16 protein-coding genes and 1 pseudogene are annotated in these 20,022 nt (G+C 71.1%); 10 read left to right on the top strand and 7 right to left on the bottom strand.

Going from position 1 to position 20,022, the window contains the following annotated elements; genetic code table 11:
• Positions 1-73: 73 nt before the first annotated feature.
• On the top strand, positions 74-1,558 hold the full coding sequence (gene der, locus ACIBJF_RS02220; RefSeq protein ID WP_399171747.1) for a ribosome biogenesis GTPase Der: 1,485 nt from the start codon (positions 74-76) through the stop codon (positions 1,556-1,558).
• A 77-nt stretch (positions 1,559-1,635) separates the two neighbouring features.
• Here the strand turns inward: der and ACIBJF_RS02215 are convergent, their stop codons facing one another.
• Positions 1,636-2,037, bottom strand: coding sequence for a hypothetical protein (locus ACIBJF_RS02215; protein WP_399171746.1), 402 nt, complete (start codon positions 2,035-2,037; stop codon positions 1,636-1,638).
• A 131-nt stretch (positions 2,038-2,168) separates the two neighbouring features.
• Entirely contained in the window at positions 2,169-2,957 is a 789-nt protein-coding gene (locus tag ACIBJF_RS02210; protein ID WP_399171745.1) for a hypothetical protein, read from the bottom strand.
• Positions 2,958-3,496: 539 nt separating this feature from the next.
• On the opposite strand from ACIBJF_RS02210, the gene ACIBJF_RS02205 reads away from it, so the two are divergent.
• Positions 3,497-4,177: a transglycosylase family protein gene (locus tag ACIBJF_RS02205; RefSeq protein WP_399171744.1), complete on the top strand. Its 681-nt coding sequence runs from the start codon at positions 3,497-3,499 to the stop codon at positions 4,175-4,177.
• A gap of 76 nt (positions 4,178-4,253) precedes the next feature.
• Complete coding sequence (locus ACIBJF_RS02200) at positions 4,254-5,303, top strand: helix-turn-helix transcriptional regulator (RefSeq protein WP_399171743.1); 1,050 nt, start codon at positions 4,254-4,256, stop codon at positions 5,301-5,303.
• Here the strand turns inward: ACIBJF_RS02200 and ctaD are convergent.
• Positions 5,191-6,876 (bottom strand): annotated as a pseudogene (ctaD, locus tag ACIBJF_RS02195) (cytochrome c oxidase subunit I); the annotation flags it as partial. The gene ACIBJF_RS02200 and the pseudogene ctaD overlap by 113 nt on opposite strands.
• Positions 6,877-7,287: 411 nt before the next feature.
• Here ctaD and ACIBJF_RS02190 point away from each other — a divergent pair.
• Positions 7,288-7,503: an I78 family peptidase inhibitor gene (locus ACIBJF_RS02190; protein ID WP_399171742.1), complete on the top strand. Its 216-nt coding sequence runs from the start codon at positions 7,288-7,290 to the stop codon at positions 7,501-7,503.
• 119 nt (positions 7,504-7,622) lie between these two features.
• Here ACIBJF_RS02190 and ACIBJF_RS02185 read toward each other — a convergent pair whose 3' ends face one another.
• Together ACIBJF_RS02185 and ACIBJF_RS02180 are read right to left on the bottom strand one after the other, a co-directional pair.
• Positions 7,623-8,651 carry a phosphatase PAP2 family protein gene (locus ACIBJF_RS02185; RefSeq protein WP_399171741.1) on the bottom strand — a complete coding sequence of 343 codons (1,029 nt, stop codon included), beginning with the start codon at positions 8,649-8,651 and terminating at the stop codon, positions 7,623-7,625.
• 237 nt (positions 8,652-8,888) lie between these two features.
• A complete protein-coding gene (locus tag ACIBJF_RS02180) occupies positions 8,889-10,205 on the bottom strand; it encodes a mannosyltransferase family protein (protein WP_399171740.1) in 1,317 nt (438 codons plus the stop codon).
• Positions 10,206-10,464: 259 nt separating this feature from the next.
• Between ACIBJF_RS02180 and ACIBJF_RS02175 the strand changes: the two genes are divergently transcribed.
• Together ACIBJF_RS02175 and ACIBJF_RS02170 are read left to right on the top strand one after the other, a co-directional pair.
• Positions 10,465-12,087 (top strand): MFS transporter, encoded by a 1,623-nt coding sequence (locus ACIBJF_RS02175; protein ID WP_399171739.1) that lies wholly within the window; start codon positions 10,465-10,467, stop codon positions 12,085-12,087.
• 99 nt (positions 12,088-12,186) lie between these two features.
• Positions 12,187-13,377 carry an acyl-CoA dehydrogenase family protein gene (locus ACIBJF_RS02170; RefSeq protein WP_356314204.1) on the top strand — a complete coding sequence of 397 codons (1,191 nt, stop codon included), beginning with the start codon at positions 12,187-12,189 and terminating at the stop codon, positions 13,375-13,377.
• Positions 13,378-13,413: 36 nt separating this feature from the next.
• Here the strand turns inward: ACIBJF_RS02170 and ACIBJF_RS02165 are convergent, their stop codons facing one another.
• Positions 13,414-13,851: a cell division protein SepF gene (locus tag ACIBJF_RS02165; RefSeq protein ID WP_365334263.1), complete on the bottom strand. Its 438-nt coding sequence runs from the start codon at positions 13,849-13,851 to the stop codon at positions 13,414-13,416.
• Between the two features lie 268 nt (positions 13,852-14,119).
• Here ACIBJF_RS02165 and ACIBJF_RS02160 point away from each other — a divergent pair, with 268 nt between their 5' ends.
• Positions 14,120-15,295: a DUF5685 family protein gene (locus ACIBJF_RS02160; RefSeq protein WP_399171738.1), complete on the top strand. Its 1,176-nt coding sequence runs from the start codon at positions 14,120-14,122 to the stop codon at positions 15,293-15,295.
• Positions 15,296-15,304: 9 nt separating this feature from the next.
• Here the strand turns inward: ACIBJF_RS02160 and ACIBJF_RS02155 are convergent, their stop codons facing one another.
• Positions 15,305-16,234, bottom strand: coding sequence for a transporter substrate-binding domain-containing protein (locus ACIBJF_RS02155; RefSeq protein WP_399171737.1), 930 nt, complete (start codon positions 16,232-16,234; stop codon positions 15,305-15,307).
• A gap of 415 nt (positions 16,235-16,649) precedes the next feature.
• Between ACIBJF_RS02155 and ACIBJF_RS02150 the strand changes: the two genes are divergently transcribed.
• From ACIBJF_RS02150 to ACIBJF_RS02140, 3 genes are read left to right on the top strand one after another with little or no spacing between them, the layout of a single operon-like run.
• Positions 16,650-17,507: an amino acid ABC transporter permease gene (locus ACIBJF_RS02150; RefSeq protein WP_399171736.1), complete on the top strand. Its 858-nt coding sequence runs from the start codon at positions 16,650-16,652 to the stop codon at positions 17,505-17,507.
• Positions 17,504-19,264 carry an FAD/NAD(P)-binding protein gene (locus tag ACIBJF_RS02145; protein WP_399171735.1) on the top strand — a complete coding sequence of 587 codons (1,761 nt, stop codon included), beginning with the start codon at positions 17,504-17,506 and terminating at the stop codon, positions 19,262-19,264. The genes ACIBJF_RS02150 and ACIBJF_RS02145 overlap by 4 nt, the downstream gene beginning before the upstream one ends.
• Complete coding sequence (locus tag ACIBJF_RS02140; protein WP_399171734.1) at positions 19,261-20,022, top strand: amino acid ABC transporter ATP-binding protein; 762 nt, start codon at positions 19,261-19,263, stop codon at positions 20,020-20,022. Before ACIBJF_RS02145 ends, ACIBJF_RS02140 begins: the two co-directional genes overlap by 4 nt.

Genomic DNA, 20,022 nt, shown 5'->3' with positions numbered 1-20,022 from the left:
TCAGCCCGCGAGGGTTTCCCCCGGCAGGGCCACTTCCACCGATCACCACGAAGAACGACGAGGTACGGACTACATGAACGACGACATCCAGCCCGGCGACTCGGCTGAGCACGAGTACGACCACGGGGCTCTCGGCGACGCCGAGTACGCGGAGTTCATGGAGCTCGCCGCGGAAGAGGGCTTCGACATCGAGGACGTCGAGGGCGCCATCGAGGCGGCGGGCCACGGTCCGCTGCCCGTGCTCGCCGTCGTCGGCCGCCCCAATGTCGGCAAGTCGACCCTGGTGAACCGGATCATCGGCCGCCGCGAGGCGGTCGTCGAGGACAAGCCGGGCGTCACCCGCGACCGCGTCACCTACGAGGCCGAATGGGCCGGCCGCCGCTTCAAGGTCGTCGACACCGGCGGCTGGGAGCAGGACGTCCTCGGCATCGACGCCTCCGTGGCCGCCCAGGCCGAGTACGCGATCGAGGCGGCTGACGCGGTCGTCTTCGTCGTGGACGCCAAGGTCGGCGCGACCGACACCGACGAGGCGGTGGTACGGCTGCTGCGCAAGGCCGGCAAGCCGGTCGTGCTGTGCGCCAACAAGGTCGACGGCCCGAGCGGCGAGGCCGACGCGTCCTATCTGTGGAGCCTCGGCCTCGGCGAGCCGCACCCGGTCTCGGCGCTGCACGGCCGCGGCACCGGCGACATGCTGGACGCGGTCCTGGAGGTGCTGCCGGACGCGCCGCGCGAGACCTTCGGCGGGGCCGGCATCGGCGGCCCGCGCCGCATCGCGCTCATCGGCCGCCCGAACGTCGGCAAGTCCTCCCTGCTGAACAAGGTCGCCGGCGAGGAGCGCGTCGTCGTCAACGAGCTGGCGGGCACGACCCGCGACCCGGTCGACGAGATGATCGAACTCGGCGGCAAGACCTGGAAGTTCGTGGACACCGCCGGCATCCGCAAGCGCGTCCACCTCCAGCAGGGCGCCGACTACTACGCCTCCCTGCGCACGGCCGCCGCCGTGGAGAAGGCCGAGGTCGCTGTCGTCCTGATCGACGCCTCGGAGAACATCTCCGTGCAGGACCAGCGGATCGTCACCATGGCCGTCGAGGCGGGCCGTGCGATGGTCATCGCCTACAACAAGTGGGACACCCTCGACGAGGAGCGCCGCTACTACCTGGAGCGCGAGATCGAGACCGAGCTGGGCCAGGTCGCCTGGGCCCCGCGCGTGAACGTCTCGGCGCGCACCGGCCGCCACATGGAGAAGCTGGTCCCGGCCATCGAGACCGCCCTGGCCGGCTGGGAGACCCGCGTCCCCACCGGCCGCCTGAACGCCTTCCTCGGTGAGCTGGTCTCGGCCCACCCGCACCCGATCCGGGGCGGCAAGCAGCCGCGCATCCTGTTCGGCACCCAGGCCGGCACCAAGCCCCCGCGGTTCGTCCTCTTCGCCTCCGGCTTCATCGAGGCCGGCTACCGGCGCTTCATCGAGCGCCGCCTGCGCGAGGAGTTCGGCTTCGAGGGCACCCCGATCCACATCTCCGTGCGGGTGCGCGAGAAGCGCGGCGCGAAGAAGAAGTAACGGCGGGAAGAGGCAGGGCCGTACGACGTGAAGGGCGGCGCCCGGAGATCCGGGTGCCGCCCTTCACCGTGTGCCGGTCACACGCCCCGGCGCGGCCCCGGAGGGAGCGCCGCCGGCACGTGCTGCATCCCGGTGTCCTGCTGCTGCCGCCCCAGCGTGCCCACCCGCTGCCACTGCGACTGCTGCCGTGCGCTGTACGCCCCCGCGCTGTAGGCGCTGTACGAGCTGCTGAACGACCCCGCCCGGTGGCCCCCGTAGGACCCCGAGCGGTCCGCGAGCTGCCCGAAGGGGCTGAACGTCAGCTCCTCCTCCCCGCTGCGGTCACCCGGCAGCGTACGGAAGGTCTTGACCCACTCCGCGTAGAGCGAGTCGTAGATGGGAGTGGCCGAGACCCCACCGCCCCCGTCCTGCGCCAACCGCGCAGAGGGAACGGAGACGAAGGCGGACCGGCGGGGAGGAGGAGCGTCGTATGCGTGCACGTATGTCCAAACGACCGGGGCCTCAAAGAGATGCGGTCACTGGAGCAGGGGCGCGGGGAACCGCGCGAGCGACCACGAACGACCCGCAGTCGGACGACGGCACGCAGCCCCCACCCCTTGGGCGAAGACGCTCACGTACCCGCGAGAGGAAGCGCCGCAGCGACCAACTTCCCACTGGCCGCGGCCCTGTCGAGAGACTCCCGCAGCAGATCCTCCCGCGGCTGACGGCCGATGGAACCCACCGGCGCCGCGAACATCAGCACCTGCTGGTGCTTGTTCGCGGCGGCCCGCCAGCTGTCCGTCACCTGCAGCGGCTGATGCGCCTGCCACCAGGCCACCTGCCCGCCGTTCGCCGAAGGCTGCAGCACCGCGTGCAGCTGGCCCACGGCGAGCAGCACCGACCAGCCGTGCAGCACCGGCGGCACGGACGCCAGCTCGGTCAGCGGCATGAACCCCTGCTCGATGAGCAGCGGAAGGAAGTCGTCGCCGACCCCGGTGGAGCCCGGGCGCACGATCGGCGAGGTCGGCTCGACGACGAGCGCGGGGTGCAACTCGCCCTCGACCAGGACGAGTCCGCTGGTCACGCCGAGCACCGCCTGCTCGGGCACGGCCCTGTACGGCTCACCCTCGGCGGCGGAGCCCGTGGTGTCGCCGATGGACCGGACGGCGCCCCGCAGCTGCTCCTCGGTGACCTGGACGACCTGCGAGGGCAGGCAGCTGGCGTGGGCGAAGGCGAGGACGGCGGTCTCGTCGCCGACGAACAGAACGGTGCTGGTGCGCTCCTGCTCGGAGTCGCCCGGGGTGCGGCAGGAGGTGCAGTCGTAACTGCCCGGGGCGTTCTCTCCGGCGAGCAGCCGGTCGGCTTCTTCGTCGCCGATCTCGGCGCGTACGGCGTCACTGACGTCGAGCATGCGCGGCACGGTGGCTCCCTCGGGATGCGGTGCTGGGTCGGCCGGGTGGCTCCCGGCCGCTGAGTCCCGGGGTTCCGGGCTCATGAAGAAGACAACGGACGTCCTGTGGTGGGAGTCACGCCCCGGCGGCAACCGGTTCGAACCAACCGGCGCAGACGGTCACCAATGGTCCGGAATGCGCTACTCACGGTCAACTCGTCGCCGAGTCAAGCAACTTGGAGCGGTGAAGTGGGTCACAGATCGCTTCAGTCGTTGGTCGACAAATCAGGAAATCAGGGAATGTAGTGGGTGGCCGAAAATCGCCGCTACCCGCGGTAATGGGCAACTGGCCTGGAATGACAGAGAGTTGGTTGATTCCGACCGCTCGTCCTCCATACATTCCTCCGCCGTGTGCAGCGAGCACCGCTCGGGTACGTCCGACGCCCGGCACCGGCACAGCACCAGCGCCGGCACCGGTCACCCGGACGGGGCGGGCACGCTCAACCGCGGTCCTGCGCGGCGAGGCGTGCTCCGCCTGGGGGAGCCCGGGTTCGTGGAGAGGGAATTACATGTCCGAGTGTGCCGATACCACCCGCAACACCACCCGTCCCGAGGGCGCCCGCAAGGGCCGTACGGCGGCCGCGCTGGCCGGAGCCGCGCTGCTGGCCCCGCTGGGACTGCTGGCCGCCACCGGCAACGCCGCCGCGGCGGACAACGGAGTGTGGGACCGCATCGCCCAGTGCGAGAGCGGCGGCAACTGGCACATCAACACCGGCAACGGCTACTACGGCGGGCTCCAGTTCTCCGCCGGCACCTGGCGTGCGTACGGCGGCACCGCCTACGCCCCGACGGCCGACCAGGCCTCCAGGAGCGCCCAGATAGCCGTCGCCACCAAGGTCCAGCAGGCCCAGGGCTGGGGCGCCTGGCCGGTCTGCTCCGCCCGCGCCGGAGCCTCAGGCGCCGCTCCCGCGGCGGCGCACACCGGTTCGTCCGGTTCGGCGGCCCCGAGGAGCAGCGTGACGACGAAGTCCGCGCCCGTGAAGTCCGCTCCGGCGAAGACGCCGGAACGTTCGGCGGCTCACACCGGCAGCAGCGCCTCCCACGGTGACTACACCGTCCGCGAGGGCGACACCCTGAGCGCCATCGCCGAGCGGCACGGCACCACCTGGCAGCGGATCTACGCCGCCAACAAGCAGGTCATCGGCGAGGACCCGAACCTGATCGTGCCCGGCCAGCGCCTCGCGCTCTGAGCACCGGCCACCCCTGCGCAACAGCCGCCGTCCGTCGAGGACAGCGGCTGTCCGCATTTCCTGGCAGACTCGGCCCATGCTGGAGACCTCGGCACGTCTGCTGCGTCTGCTCTCGCTGCTCCAGGCCCACCGCGAGTGGTCCGGCGCCGAACTCGCCGACCGGCTCGGTGTCACGACGCGCACGGTCCGCCGGGACGTGGACCGGCTGCGCGAGCTGGGCTACCCGGTCAACGCCAGCCCCGGCACCGGCGGCGGCTACCAGCTGGGCGCGGGCGCCGAACTGCCGCCGCTGCTGCTGGACGACGACGAGGCCGTGGCCGTGGCGGTCGGCCTGCGCACCGCCGCCGGGCAGGGCATCGAGGGCATCGGCGAGACCTCCGTGCGCGCCCTCGCCAAGCTCGAACAGGTGCTGCCGGGCCGGCTGCGCCGCCGGGTGAGCGCCCTGGGCGCCTTCACCGTGCCGATGCTGCGCGGCGGCCCGCCGGCCGCGGACGTCGACCCGGCGCTCCTGACCGAACTGGCCAACCTGTGCCGGGACGCCGAGCGGCTGCGCTTCGAGTACCGCACGCACGACGGCGCGGAGAGCCGCCGTACCGTCGAGCCGCACCGGCTGGTGTGCACCGAGCGGCGCTGGTACCTGGTCGCCTGGGACGTCGACCGTGCGGACTGGCGGACCTTCCGGGTCGACCGCATCACCCCCAGGCCGCCGCACGGGCCCCGCTTCACCCCGCGCGAGCCCCCGGCGGAGGATCTGGCCGCCTACGTCTCCACGGGCGTCTCCACGCGCGCCTACGCCACGCACTCCGCCGTGCGGCTGCTGGTGCCGCTGCACGCGGCCGCCGAGCGCATCTCGCCGTCGGCCGGGACGCTGGAGGCGGACGGGGAGGACGCCTGCGTCCTGCGCAGCGGAGCGCCGAACCTGGAGGTGATGGTCGTTCACATCATGATGACCGGCCTGCCCTTCGAGGTGATCGAGCCCGCCGGGCTGACCGAGGAGATCAGGAGGATCCGGGACCGGCTCGATGCGGCTCTGGCGCGGAGCGCGGCGCCTGCTCCTTCGCCGCGTACTCCGGATGGTGCAGGTCGAACGCCGGGGACTCCGAGCGGATCCGGGGCAGCGCGTTGAAGTTGTGCCGGGGCGGCGGACAGGAGGTCGCCCACTCCAGTGAGCGGCCGTAGCCCCAGGGGTCGTCGGTCTCGACCTTCTCGCCGTACTTGGCGGTCTTCCAGACGTTGTAGAGGAACGGCAGCGTCGACAGGCCCAGCAGGAACGAACCGATCGAGGAGACCGTGTTGAGCGCGGTGAAGCCGTCGGCCGCCAGATAGTCGGCGTACCGGCGCGGCATGCCCTCGGCGCCCAGCCAGTGCTGCACCAGGAACGTGGTGTGGAAGCCGGTGAACAAGGTCCAGAACTGGATCTTCCCTAGCCGCTCGTCCAGCATCTTCCCGGTGAACTTCGGCCACCAGAAGAAGAAGCCGCCGAAGACCGCGAAGACGACCGTGCCGAACACGACGTAGTGGAAGTGCGCGACCACGAAGTACGAGTCCGTGACGTGGAAGTCCAGCGGCGGGGACGCCAGGATCACCCCGGTCAGGCCGCCGAACAGGAACGTCACCAGGAAGCCCGTGGCCCACAGCATCGGCGTCTCGAAGGACAGCGAGCCGCCCAGCATCGTGCCGGTCCAGTTGAAGAACTTCACGCCCGTGGGCACCGCGATCAGGAACGACATGAAGGAGAAGAACGGCAGCAGCACCGCGCCGGTCGCGAACATGTGGTGCGCCCACACCACGACCGACAGCCCGGTGATCGCCATGGTCGCGGCGACCAGCGTCAGATAGCCGAAGATCGGCTTGCGGCTGAACACCGGGATGATCTCCGTGATGATCCCGAAGAACGGCAGCGCGATGATGTAGACCTCGGGATGCCCGAAGAACCAGAACAGGTGCTGCCACAGCAGCGCCCCGCCGTTCGCCGCCTCGAACACCTGCGAGCCGAACCGCCGGTCCGCCTCCAGCACCAGCAGTGCCGCCGCCAGCACCGGGAACGCCAGCAGGACCAGGATCGAGGTGAACAGCGTGTTCCAGGTGAAGATCGGCATCCGGAACATCGTCATGCCCGGCGCGCGCATCCCGATGATCGTGGTGATGAAGTTGACCGCGCCGAGGATCGTCCCGAAGCCGGACAGCGCCAGCCCCATGATCCACAGGTCCGGGCCGACGCCGGGGGAGTGCACCGAGTTGTCGAGGGGCGCGTAGGCGAACCAGCCGAAGGCCGCGGGGCCGTCCGGGGTGAACAGCGAGCCGAGCACGATCAGCCCGCCGAAGGCGAACAGCCAGTACGACAGCATGTTCAGGCGCGGGAACGCCACATCGGGCGCGCCTATCTGCAACGGCATCAGCTCGTTGGCGAAGCCCGCGAAGCTCGGGGTCGCGAAGAGCAGCAGCATGATCGTGCCGTGCAGGGTGAACAGCTGGTCGTACTCCTCGTTGCTCATGATCTGCAGTCCCGGCCGGGCCAGTTCCGCGCGCATCAGCAACGCCATGACCCCGCCGGCCAGGAAGAAGCCGAACGCCGTGATCAGGTACAGATGCCCGATCTTCTTGTGGTCGGTGGTGGTGAGCCAGTCGACCACCAGCCGGCCGGCCCGGTTCCTGCCGCGCACCGGCCCAGCCGTCGCTCCCGCGGTTTCGGTCCCCATCGCTCGCTCGCCCCTTCGCATCGTCGCGCCCGGGTCCGCCGGCCCGCGTACCCGCGTGCCGGCGCCATGATGCTCGCGGGGAGACCCGCTCCGACAGGGGGCGTACACCGCCGATGTGCTGAATCCGTGAAAATTCCTATGCGGTGTCAGATGCCCTGCCGACCCCGGCCGGATTGCGCGGGGAATCACCCCTCTGGACCAAGCGCGGATCCCGGCGGCGGAGGTTTCCGCCGGGTAATTCGACGGGCTGCTCAGGAGCGCTGTGAATTCCGTTCGATTACCCCGGTACTCCCTGTGGAAACGCCCGTACGTGTGACTCGGTTCGGGGGAAACGCGGGCTGGCGGCTGTGACAGAAGTGTGACGGGACCCGGATACGGCCCTTACCTTGCGCTGCGCGGTAGCGTGGCGGCATGGCACCGATTCCCACTCCGCCAGCGGAGCCCCAGGACAGTCCGGACGGGTACGTCGGCCTCGACGCGGCGCTCGCCGAGCGGCTCGCCCGGGAGCGGGGGTGGGCGACGGTACGGTCGCTGCCGCCGGGCGCGATCATCACCATGGAGTACCGGGTGGGCCGGCTCAACTTCGAGGTGCGGGACGACGTGGTGACCCGCGCGTGGAAGGGCTGAGGGCCGCGCCCCTTCGGACATCTGCAGGGCGAAGGCCCCGTTTCCCTCCTCCGGGAAGCGGGGCCTTCGTCGTGGTGCGGGGCGGTTGTGCGTACCGGGCCCCGACGTCGGTCCGGGCCTCAGCCGCCGGTCAGCGGCCGGGCCGGCTGGGTGGTGCCGCGCGGCAGGCGGTGGTCGGTGTGCGGTGGGCGACGGCTGCCCACCGGGGTGACCGGGGTGCGTTCGGAACGCGTCGTGTGCGGTCCCGGGGCCAGATGCGCCAGCCCTCTGGAGGCACGGGTCGAGGCGGCCGGTTCGCGCGCCGGCGCGGGCTGCTCGGCTGGTGCGCGGGCGGGCCTGAGCACCACCGGCGCGACCGGGACGGCCGGTTCGGGCACGGGCCGGCTGCGGCGGGCGCGCCAGCGGTCGCGCAGGTCGAAGAGCGCCACCTCGGTCCTGGCGATCAGCGGCTCGAACCACGGCAGGGCGAGCAGGATCAGCAGGCCCGCGGCCCAGCCCAGCAGCACGTCGCTCAGCCAGTGCGTACCGAGGTAGACGGTGGTGAGGCCGACGCCCAGCGCCGTGATCGCGGACAGCGCCGACAGCCAGCGGCGCGCTCTCGGGGTGGAGGCCAGATAGGCCAGAATGCCCCACGTCACGACCGCGTTGGCGGTGTGGCCGCTGGGGAATATATCGCCGCCCAGGCCCATCTCGTTGGAGCCGATCACGGTCGCGTAGTGCGGACCGAGGCGCCCCATGCCGAGCTTGGCGGCGCCGACCGTGATGTTCAGCAGCAGCAGCGAGGTGGCCAGGGTGAGCAGCGGGCGCAGGGTGTGCTGCCGCCAGGAGCGCCAGCCTAGCCAGGCCGCGACCATCACCGCGGTGGGGCCGCGCTGGCCGAGCACCACGTAGTAGTCGAGGAAGGCGTGGATCTGCGGCCACTGCTGGTACGGCCGGAAGAACATGACCTGCCAGTCGAGCCGGACCAGCCAGGACGTGATCACCACGGCCCACACGATCGCCAGGTAGAAAGCCAGGGTCGCGGTGAACAGAACGACCCGGTGCCGGCTCATCCTTGGCACATCGATGTGGGCCGGTCGTTCCGGCTCACGGTCGAGTCTGGCGAACACCCGGTCCAGACGCCGGGTGAGGTTTCGTTCGGTACGCACCCAATCGACGTTACAGCGAGTGAGCTGTGTTCCCGGTCGAAACAGCGGCTTTGTGATGACGATGTGATGTGGGAAACCTCTCAAGGTCGGCCCGAATTCACGGCATTCCGCAATCCTGTGAGGCGGTTCCCTTCAATTCCTTTGATCATGCCGGGCGTTGTTTATACGGCGCTTATGAATGTGTTAACCCGGTCCTGGCGTGGAATTTTCCGTGGCGTCATCGGCCGGTCGCGTCGGTCACGGGGGACCGGAGCCGTTCAGCCAGAACGCCCCGTAGACCGCCGTGGCGACCGCCAACCCGGCCGTGACCAGCACCGATCGGGACGTGCGCAGCCGGGCGAGGGCGCCGGCGAGCGGCAGCAGCACGGGGAAGGCGGGCATCAGCAGCCGCGGCTTGGAGCCGAAGTAACTTGACGCGCACAGGGCGAGAGCGAGGACGACGCCCGTGTACACCAGCAGTTCGACCGGCTGGCGCTGTCGGACGCCGGTCACGTACAGCCACAGCAGCAGGGCTACTCCGATGATCAGACCGGCGCCGGCGAACGCGGACGGAATTGACGTGAACTTGTCGGCCACGAAGCGTGCGAACGCGTAGCCGCCGTCGAACCCATTGCGCCATCCGGCCTGAACGTCCAGGTATCCGAGCAATCCCTTCCCGGTCCGCCGCCCGACCCAGAGCACATAGGCGGCGGCGCCGAGCGGAGCGATCGCCATGCCGAGCGCACGGCGCCATGCGGGGGCGGGTGGGGCGACGGGGGCTTGGGTGACTTTCGAGGGCTCGGTGTTCGGTGGGTTGTGCGAAGCGTTCTGCGCGCCTGGCGTGCGCGCTGGGGCGTGCGTGTCCTCCGATGCGCCGGGTGTGTGCGCCGGGGCGTGCCCGTTGTCGTATGCGCCGGGCGTGCGCACCGCGCTCCGCCCCCATACGAAGGAGAGCACGCCCGCCACCCATACCGCCGCGACCACCGCCGCCCCCACCGGCCGGGTCAGCCCGGCCAGCGCCGCCAGCGTGCCCGCGCTGATCCACCGGCCGGTCAGCAGCGCGTACAGCGACCAGGCCGCCAGCGCCGTGAACAGCGACTCGCTGTACGCCATCGACTGCACGATCCCGACCGGCAGCACCGCCCACAGCAGGACGGCGCAGATCCCCACCCGGGGGCCGTACACCCGGTCGGCGACGGCGAAGATCCCGCAGGCCGCGGCGAGCGAGGCGAGCAGGCCGACGGCGAAACCGGAGTCCGCGTACGACAGCGGTGTGACCGCGTGTCCCAGCCGCTCCAGCCACGGCAGCAGCGGAAAGAACGCCAGATTGGAGTGCACGTCGCCGTTCGGCAGCCGCACCTCGTAGCCGTACCCCAGCTCGGCGACCCGGGTGTACCAGAGCGAGTCCCAGCGCGCGGTCAGCAGGGTGTACGCGCTCTTGCCGCGAGCGGCGCTCCACAGCGCCAGCACGACCAGCCCCAGGGCGCGGACCGCCGCATAGCCCAGGAGGGCGGGGGCCGCCCGGCGCAGAAGTGGGGTGTGGGGTGGGGCCACACGCGTCTCAAGATCGGTCACGGACTCGATTATCGACGGGCCGCGGAACCGGAACGGCCCCCGGGGCGTGGTCAAGAGGGAACGACGTGGTGTACGCCACACGGGTTCCGTCCCGTGTGTGAGAGGTCCGCCACGTGCCCCCGTGGCGAACTCGCGTACGCTGACGAGTCACCCGCGTGGGTTTGCGCGGGCCGGAGACCCCGCTCCTCTCCGGCCGTACGACAGGGAGTCCCCACCCCGTCGGTCCGCCCCGCGCGCGGCACATCTGGGAGGTACGTACATGTCCGGGACGACCACGGCTGCCCTACGGCCGCGCCGTCGGACGGCCGGGACCGGCGCCGGTGCCAACCGCTGGGTCGTCCTCGTCGTCCTCTGCGTCAGCCTGCTGCTCGTCGCCCTCGACGCCACCGTGCTGCACGTGGCGGTCCCCGCCGTCACCGAGGACCTCAAGCCCAGTGCCATAGAACTGCTCTGGATCGTGGACGTCTACCCGCTGGTCTGCGCCTCGCTGCTGATCCTCTTCGGCACCCTCGGCGACCGGGTCGGCCGCAGACGCGTCCTGCTGCTCGGTTACGGCCTGTTCGGCGTCGCCTCCGCCGTGGCCGCCCTCGCGCAGACCGCCGAGACGCTGATCCTCGCCCGCGCGCTGCTCGGCGTCGGCGGCGCCATGATCATGCCGGCGACCCTGTCGATCCTGCGTCAGGTCTTCCCCGACCGGCGCGAGCGCGCGCTCGCGATCGGCATCTGGAGCGCGGTGGCCGCCGTCGGCGCGGCCGTCGGGCCGCTGCTCGGCGGCTTCCTGCTGGAGCACTTCTGGTGGGGTGCGGTCTTCCTCGTCAACATCCCGCTGATGCTGGTCAGCCTGCCGGTCGGCCGGATCCTGCTGCCCGAATCGCGCGGTGACGGCAGCGGTCCCTGGGATGTCGTCGGCGCCCTGACGGCGGCCGGCGGTCTCTTCGGCGTCGTCCTCGGCGTGAAGCGGCTGGGCGGCGGCGAGGCACCGGCGAGCCCCTTCACCGTGCTGCCGCTGCTGGTCGGCGCGGCCCTGCTCTTCTTCTTCGTACGCCGGCAGCGCAGGCTCGCCCATCCGCTGGTGGACCTGCGGATGTTCCGCCGGCCCGCGTTCAGCACCTCGGTCGGCTGCATCGTGCTGGCGATGCTCGCGCTCGTCGGCCTGGAGCTGATCGCCGCCCAGTATCTGCAACTGGTGCTCGGGCTCTCTCCGCTGCAGACCGGCCTGAGGCTGCTGCCCCTGACCGTCGCGGCGATGGCGGCGGGCCTGGCGGGCGCGCGGATGCTGCGCCGCTTCGGGCCGCGCCGGATGGTCTGCTTCGGCTTCTGCCTCACCGCCGCCGCGGTCCTGGCGCTCACCGCGATGGGCGGCACCGACAACGCACCGCTGCTGCTCTCCGGTTTCGTCCTGCTCGGCTTTGGTCTGGAGACCACGCTCTTCGGGGCGTACGAGTCGATGCTCAACGAGTGCCCGGCCGACCAGGCCGGCGGCGCGGCCGCGATCGGCGAGACGTCGTACCAGCTCGGCGCCGGCATCGGCATCGCGCTGCTCGGCAGCGTGATGAACGCGGCCTACGCGCCGCATCTGCGTGCGGTGCGGGGCGTCCCGCGGGACGCCTCGGACGCGGCCGGGCACTCGCTCGGCGAGGCCTACGACGTCGCCGGCCGGCTGGGCGGAGCCACCGGGGCGGCGCTGCGCCGGGTCGCCCGGGACTCCTTCGTGCACGGGCTGCACGTGACGCTGCTGGTGAGCGCGGGGCTGTTGCTGCTGGGCGCCGTGATGGCGCTGCGGCTGCCGCGGGTCATGCAGTGCGCGGAGCCCGAGACGGCGGTGGAGGCGGTGGAGCTGCCCGCACAGCGGGAAGTGGCGGAGCACCGCGTCTCGGCCTGACGCGCCCGGCGTACTGGACGTGCGGGACACCCGCGCCGTAACGTCGGCGGCACATATGTGATTAGCGGTGCTAGTTTTCTGTGTGCCGGAGGGTGTCCCATGTCCGCGTCCGCGAAGTTGCCCCCGTTCGACCCCGCCGACCCGCTCGGCATCGACGACCTGCTGGAACCGGAGGACCTGGCCGTGCGGGACACCGTGCGGTCCTGGGCGGCGGACCGGGTGCTGCCGTACGTCGCCGAGTGGTACGAGAAGGGGGAGCTGCCCGGCATCCGTGAGCTCGCGAAGGAGCTCGGCGGGATCGGGGCGCTCGGGATGTCGCTGAGCGGCTACGGGTGCGCGGGGGCCAGTGCCGTGCAGTACGGGCTCGCCTGTCTGGAGCTGGAGGCCGCCGACTCCGGCATCCGGTCCCTCGTCTCCGTGCAGGGCTCCCTTGCCATGTACGCGATCCACCGGTTCGGCAGCGAGGAGCAGAAGCTCCAGTGGCTGCCCCGCATGGCGGCCGGCGAGGTCATCGGCTGCTTCGGCCTGACCGAGCCCGACCACGGCTCCGACCCCGCCTCCATGCGCACCCACGCCAAGCGCGACGGCGACGACTGGGTGCTGAACGGCCGCAAGATGTGGATCACCAACGGGTCGGTCGCCGGGGTGGCCGTCGTCTGGGCGCAGACCGAGGACGGCATCCGCGGCTTCGTCGTGCCCACCGACACCCCGGGTTTCTCGGCGCCGGAGATCAAGCACAAGTGGTCCCTGCGTGCCTCCGTCACCAGCGAATTGGTGATGGACGACGTACGGCTGCCCGCTACGGCCGTACTACCTGAGGTCACCGGACTGCGCGGACCGCTCAGCTGTCTGTCGCACGCCCGGTACGGCATCGTGTGGGGTGCGATGGGCGCGGCGCGCAGCAGCTTCGAGGCGGCCCTCGACTACGCGCGGACGCGGGAGCAGTTCGGCCGGCCCATCGGCGGCTTCCAGCTCACCCAGGCCAAGCTCGCCGACATGGCGGTGGAACTGCACAAGGGGATCCTGCTCGCCCACCATCTGGGGCGGCGGATGGACGCCGGCCGCCTGCGTCCCGAGCAGGTCAGCTTCGGCAAGCTCAACAACGTCCGCGAGGCCATCGAGATCTGCCGTACGGCGCGGACGATCCTCGGTGCCAACGGGATCTCCCTCGAATACCCCGTGATGCGGCACGCGACCAACCTCGAATCGGTGCTCACCTACGAGGGCACCGTCGAGATGCACCAGCTCGTGCTGGGCAAGGCGCTCACCGGGCTCGACGCCTTCCGGTGAGGCCCGGGGCGGGCAGGGCCGGCGAGCGGCCCTGCCTCAGCTCTGGTTGAAGAAGCCGTCCTCGCGATGGGCGGACGCCTCGCCGCTGATGATCTGGGTGTCGGCCGGCGTGAGCAGGAACACCCGGTTGGACACGCGGTCGATCGAACCGCGCAGCCCGAAGATGAGCCCCGCCGCGAAGTCCACGACGCGCTTGGCGTCGCCGGGCTCCATGTTGGTGAGGTTCATGATGACCGGGACACCGTCCCGGAACAGCTCGCCGATGACACGGGCGTCCCGGAAGCTGTCCGGGGTGACCGTGCCGATCCGGCGGCCCTTCTCCTCGGCCGTGTCCGAGGCCACCTTCACCCGGGGGTCGGTGACCCAGGCGTCCCCGGATTCGGAGCCCTCGGAGTACTCGTCGTCGTAGTAACGCTCGTCATCGTTGTCGTCGACGAGGCCGAGCCACGCACTCGCCTTGCGTACCGATCCCATGGACGCCTCCTCTCACAGCGGTCTTTTTCTGCTTTCCGCGTCCCTATGGTCATCCATGATGCGGACGGCGCGCCAAGTGGATAGACGCCGCGCGGGGGGTTTGTGACGGTACTGGTGCACAGCCGATCCGTCGAGAGTCCTTGTGCCCCAAGGGTCGTGACACATACGTCTGCTGACTGAGAGTGAAATATGATTGTCGGCGGCGGATGGGTGATGATCGGTGCGTACGGGTGAACGTCAACGTCGTACCACACCACGGGGGATCGTCGTGTTCGGAATCGTCAGACCGTGCTCTCATCGACTCGGCGAAAATCTCAAGGCCGAGTGGATGGCGCACTTGTGCGGACTCTGCCTCGCCCTGCGCCGCGATCACGGGCAACTTGCGCGGATCGTGACGAACTATGACGGACTTCTCATATCGGTCCTGACGGAGGCTCAGGCGGGCCGGACCGCCGACGGCCGGCGTACGGCCGGGCCGTGCGCGCTGCGCGGGATGCGCACCGCCTCCGTCGCCCAGGGCGAGGGCGCCCGGCTCGCCGCCGCCGTCTCGCTGGTGCTCGCCGCGGCGAAGGTGCGCGACCATGTCGCCGACCGGGACGGGCTGCTGGCCCGCCGGCCCATGGCCGCCGCCGCGCGCCGGGTCGCCGCGGGCTGGGGCAGGGCCGGTGCCCACAGTGGCGCCGCGGTCGGCTTCGACACCGGGGTCCTGGTCGAGGCCGTCGACCGGCAGCTCGGCCTGGAGACCCTCGCCGACCACGGCACCCCGATCCTGACGGTCACCGAGCCGACCGAGACCGCGACCGCCGCCGCCTTCGCCCACACCGCGGCGCTGGCCGGACGGCCGGGCAACGCGACCGCGCTCGCGGAGGCGGGCCGGCTCTTCGGCCGGCTCGCGCATCTGCTGGACGCAGTGGAGGACCAGCAGGCCGACGCCGCGTCGGGCGCCTGGAACCCGCTCACCGCCACGGGCACCTCCCGGACCGAGGCCCGCCGGCTCGCCGACGACGCCCTGCACGGCATCCGGCTCGCCCTGCGGGAGGCCGAGTTCGCCGACGGCAGGCTGGTGCATCTGCTGCTCGTGCACGAGCTGGAGCGTTCCGTGGACCGCGCGTTCGGCACGCACGCGTGCGGACACGCCCCCGAGGCCTCGTTCGGACCGCCGCCCGGTCACCACGCGCCGAACGCGCCCGGCCACCCGTACGGCAACCCCTTCGGCGGGCTGCCACAGCACCCGGACAAGCGGGGCTTCTGGGCCGGCTGCGCGGCCGCCCTCGGCCTGTGCTGCACCTGCAAGGTGTGCTGCGCCGACGAGTTCGAGGGCCCCTGGTCGCGGAAGAAGCGCCAGGGCTGCTGCGCCAACTGCGACTGCGACGGGTCGTGCTGCGAGGCCTGCCAGTGCTGCGAGTGCTGTGAGTGCTGCTCGTGCTGTGACTGCGGGCTGTGACCGTCCCGCTCAGTTCTTCAGTTCCGGCGGGCTGATCCGCGACCTGGCGATGGCCGAGCCCGTCGTGCCCCACTTCCTGAGGATCTTCTCGTACGTGCCGTCGGCCAGCAGCCGGTTCACCGCCGCCTGGAAGGCGGGCGCCAGCCTGGTGCCCTTCTTGAAGGCGAAGCCCACGTCCAGGCGGTGGTACTCGCCCAGGAACCTCAGGCCCGGCTGGTGGGCCACGGCGTAGCGCAGGCCGTTGATGGTGGACATCACCACGTCGCTGCGGCCCTGCTGCACCGAGGACCAGATCGCGCTGGGCTCGGAGTACGTCTGCACCTGGTACGGCTTCCTGCCCGCGTCGGTGCACACGTGCTTGTTCTCCTCCAGCGTGGCCTCGAAGGTCGTGCCCGCGCCGGTCGCCACGTTCAGCCCGCACAGCTGCCTCAGGTCGGTGATCCTCGTCAGCTTGCTGTCCTTGCGGGTGGCGAAGCCCTGGCCGTCGTTGACGTAGGTGACGAAGTCGACGCTCTTACGGCGTTCGTCGGTGACGCCGAAGTTGGACGCGCCGAAGTCGTACTTGCCGCTGTCCAGCGCGGGCAGGATCGCCTCGAAGCTCGCCTGCTCCACCTTCAGCCGGATGCCGAGCACCTTGGCGACCGCCTTGGTGAAGTCGACGTCCTGGCCGGTCAGCGTTCTGCCGTCGGCGAGATACGTGGTGCCGGGCGGGGTGCCGCCGACGCTGATCGCGACGGTGAGGCGGGTGGTGCCGGCGGGCAGCAACCCGGCCGCCGCCGCGTCCTTCCTCTCCGCGGACACGACGTCCGTGGTGGGCACGTCGCCGGACTTCGCCGCCACTGCGGAGGCGTCCGTGCCGCCCGAGCCGGAGCCGCAGGCGGTGAGGAGCAAGGTGACGGAAGCAATGCTGACAAAAGGTGCAAAAAGCCGCGTGCGCATCGGTGGCGGTCTCCTGGGAGCAGACGAGGGTGCAGAGCGCGAGGGGAGGGGTGCGCGTGTGAAGGCGAGGAAGCGAGAAAGTGGGAGAACGCGAGGGCGCCCGCCCGGAGGGCAGGCGCACGCAGGGGGTCAGCTCAACAGGAAGAAGACCACACGCGACCGAAGTCGATGTGGGAGCGGGTGACCAGCCACTGCTGTGGATGCATGGGCCAAGTGGAACAGGCATCCGGTTCCGCGTCAACTGACTTGAGACGTACGGCTCACAGTTCGGACAGCCTTGACAGCGGAGGCGAACGCCCACGTACTCTCGACGGACGGCCCTGCTGAGGGGCTCGGCCGTACCCGCGCCGCACGGCGCGTCCGTGTGAAGGCACCACCCGTGTTCTGACGTCTCTTCGCGTCACGGAGCCTTCGCATGTCATCCGACACCCTCGCCAAAACCCCCACTCCATCGGGGATTCCCGAACCCGCGGACGCCCCGCGGATCGTCCCGCAGCGCCGCTACGGCCAGTGGACGGCGGCCGTCGTCGTCCTCGTGCTGCTCGGGTTCGCCATCACCTCCGTCCTGCGCAACAAGGCGTTCCAATGGGACGTCGTCGCCGACTACTTCACCTCCGGCTCCATCCTGCGCGGCCTCTGGCTCACCCTGTGGCTGACCGCGGTCGTCATGGTCCTCGGCTTCGCCCTCGGCACCCTGCTCGCAGCGTTCCGGCTCTCCGCCAACCCCGTGCTGCGCGCGGTCGGCTGGGGCTATGTGTGGCTGTTCCGGTCGATCCCGATCCTGGTGCAGCTGCTGCTGTGGTTCAACATCGGGGCGCTGTACCCGCAGGTCTTCGGCGTGAAGACCGTCAACCTGCTCACCCCGGTCGCCGTCGCGATCGTCGGACTCACCCTGCACGAGGCCGCCTTCGCCGCCGAGGTCGTCCGGGCCGGCATCCTCTCCGTCGACCGCGGACAGATCGAGGCCGCCCAGGCGCTGGGCCTGAGCCGGTCGCGGCGCTGGTGGCGGATCGTGCTGCCGCAGGCCATGCGCTCCATCGTGCCGCCCGCCGGCAACATGCTCATCGGCACCCTCAAGGGCACCTCGATCGTCAGCGTCCTCGCCGTCAACGACCTGCTGTTCTCCGCCCAGTTGATCTACCACCGCACCTACCAGGTCATCCCGCTGCTGATGGTCGCGACCCTCTGGTACGCGGTCGTCACCTCGGCCCTCGGCCTCGGCCAGCACTACATCGAGAAGTACTACGCGCGCGGCACGGAGCACGCCCGATGAGGCCGCAGCTGGTGATCGTGGGAGCCGGGCCGCGGGGGACCGGACTGCTGGAGCGCATCGCCGCCAACGCCCCCGAGCTGTACGCCGGCCGGGGCCTCGACATCCATCTGGTCGACCCGCATCCGCCGGGCGGCGGCCGCATCTGGCGCCAGGCGCAGTCACCGCTGCTGTGGATGAACTCGCACGCCGAGGACGTCACCATGTTCACCGACGAGACGGTGACCATGGAAGGACCGGTGCGCGAGGGTCCCACCCTGCACGAGTGGGCCGGCCTCGACGGCGGCACCTTCGCCGGCCGGCAGCTCCAGGGCCGCTATCTGCGCTGGGTGTACGAGCGCGCCCGGGCCGAGCTGCCCGAGGGCATCACCGTTCGGCACCATTCCCGGCGTGCCGTGCGGATCAGCGGTCCGCGCGAGGGCCGCCAGCAGGTGTGGCTGGAGGGCGACCCGCGTCCCTTCCCCGCCGACCTGGTGATCCTCGCGATCGGCCACCTGGACGCCCGACTGGACGCCGAACAAGGCGAGTTGGCCGCGTACGCACACGAGCACGGCCTGGTGCACCTGCCGCCCGACTTCACCGCCGACAGCGACCTGTCCCCGCTGAAGCCCGGCGAACCCGTCCTGGTGCGCGGCTTCGGGCTGGCCTTCGTCGACCTGATGGTGCTGCTCACCGAGGGACGCGGCGGGCGGTACGAGGGCGACACCTACATCCCCTCGGGGCGGGAGCCGGTGCTCTTCGTCGGCTCGCGGCGCGGCGTGCCGTACCACGCGAAGATCGGCTACGACTGGACCGGCGACCGGCCCCCGCTGCCCCGCTTCCTCGGCCCGGCCGAGGTCGAGGCCCTGCGGGCGCGTCCCGGCGGCCTCGACTTCCGGCGCGATGTGTGGCCGCTGGTGGAGAAGGAGCTGGGCTTCGCCCACTACCACCGTCTCTTCACCGCCCACGCCGAGCGTACGGCGACTCCCTGGGCCGACTTCGAGGAGAAGTACGCGGCCGCGAGCGACGTCGCCGAGGTGCGGGCACTGGTCGCCGCCGCCGTGCCGGATCCGGCCGACCGGCTCGACCTCGCCGCACTCGACCATCCGCTGGACGGGGTGCGCTACGCCTCGCACGAGGACTTCCAGGAGGGCCTGCGGGGCTATGTCGAGGCGGACCTGAACCGCCGGCACGACCCCTCCTACAGCGCGGACCTGGGCGTCTTCCTCGGGCTGCTCTCCGTCTACGGGCAGCTCGTCCGGCTGGGGAACATCGGCCCCTGGTGGCACGGCTTCTTCAGCTACCTGGCGTCCGGGCCGCCCGGACCCCGGCTGCGGCAGATGCTCGCACTGTCCCGGGCCGGCCTCCTCAGGTTCGTCGGCGCCGACATGACCGTCACCGCCGAGGGCGGGCTGTTCCGGGCCACGAGTCCCACCGTGCCAGGCTTCTGCGTCGAGGCCCGGGCGCTGGTCGAGGCCCGGCTGCCCGAGCCCACCGTCGGACGGGCCCGCGACCGTCTGCTGCGCGCACTGCACACCGACGGCGCCGCCGAGACCCCCGACGGACTGCTCCGGGTCGACCCCGGCGACGGCCGGATCCTCGATCGCGCCGGGCGTCCGCATCCCCGGCGCTTCGCGCTCGGCCCGTACACCGACGCCCGTACCCCCGGCGCCTTCACCCGGCCGCGCACCGGAGGGGCCGCGTTCCGGCAGAACGACGCCACCGCCCGGGCGGCGCTGGCCTTCCTGAGCACCTCACTCGAAAGGGAACTCGCGCGATGAGCGTCATGGTCGACATCAGGTCGGTGCACAAGAGCTTCGGCCCGCTCGCCGTCCTCAAGGGCGTCGATCTCCAGGTGCGCGCCGGCGAGGTGACGGTCGTGCTCGGCCCCTCCGGCTCCGGCAAGTCCACGCTGCTGCGCACCATCAACCATCTGGAGAAGGCGGACCGGGGCCAGATCAGCGTCGACGGCTCGCTGATGGGGTACCGGCGCGCCGGGGACAAGCTGCACGAGCTGCCCGAGCGCGAGGTGCTCAGACAGCGCACCCGGATCGGGTTCGTCTTCCAGAACTTCCACCTCTTCCCCCACCTCACGGTCCTCGACAACGTCGTCGAGGCCCCGGTGTCCGCGCTGAAACGCCCCCGGAAGGAGGCGGTCGAGGGTGCGCGCCGGCTGCTGGAGCGGGTAGGGCTCGGCGACAAGGCCGACGCGTACCCCCGGCAGCTGTCCGGCGGGCAGCAGCAACGGGTGGCCATCGCGCGGGCACTCGCGCTGGAGCCCAGGCTGCTGCTGTTCGACGAGCCGACCTCGGCGCTCGATCCCGAGCTGGTCGGCGAGGTCCTCGACGTCATCCGGGACCTGGCGGCCCAGGGCACCACGATGATCGTCGTCACGCACGAGATCGCCTTCGCCCGTGAGGTCGCCGACACGGTGGTCTTCATGGCCGACGGCAGGATCGTCGAACAGGGGCCGCCGGCCGAGGTGCTGGACCGGCCCCGGCACGAACGGACCCGGGCGTTCCTGGCGAAGGTGCTGTGA

The organism is Streptomyces sp. NPDC050743 (genome assembly GCF_044456925.1).
In the GTDB taxonomy this organism is placed as follows: Bacteria; Actinomycetota; Actinomycetes; order Streptomycetales; family Streptomycetaceae; genus Streptomyces.
The sequence above is the reverse complement of the archived record's forward strand: the minus strand, read 5'-3'. Positions and strand labels throughout refer to the sequence as shown.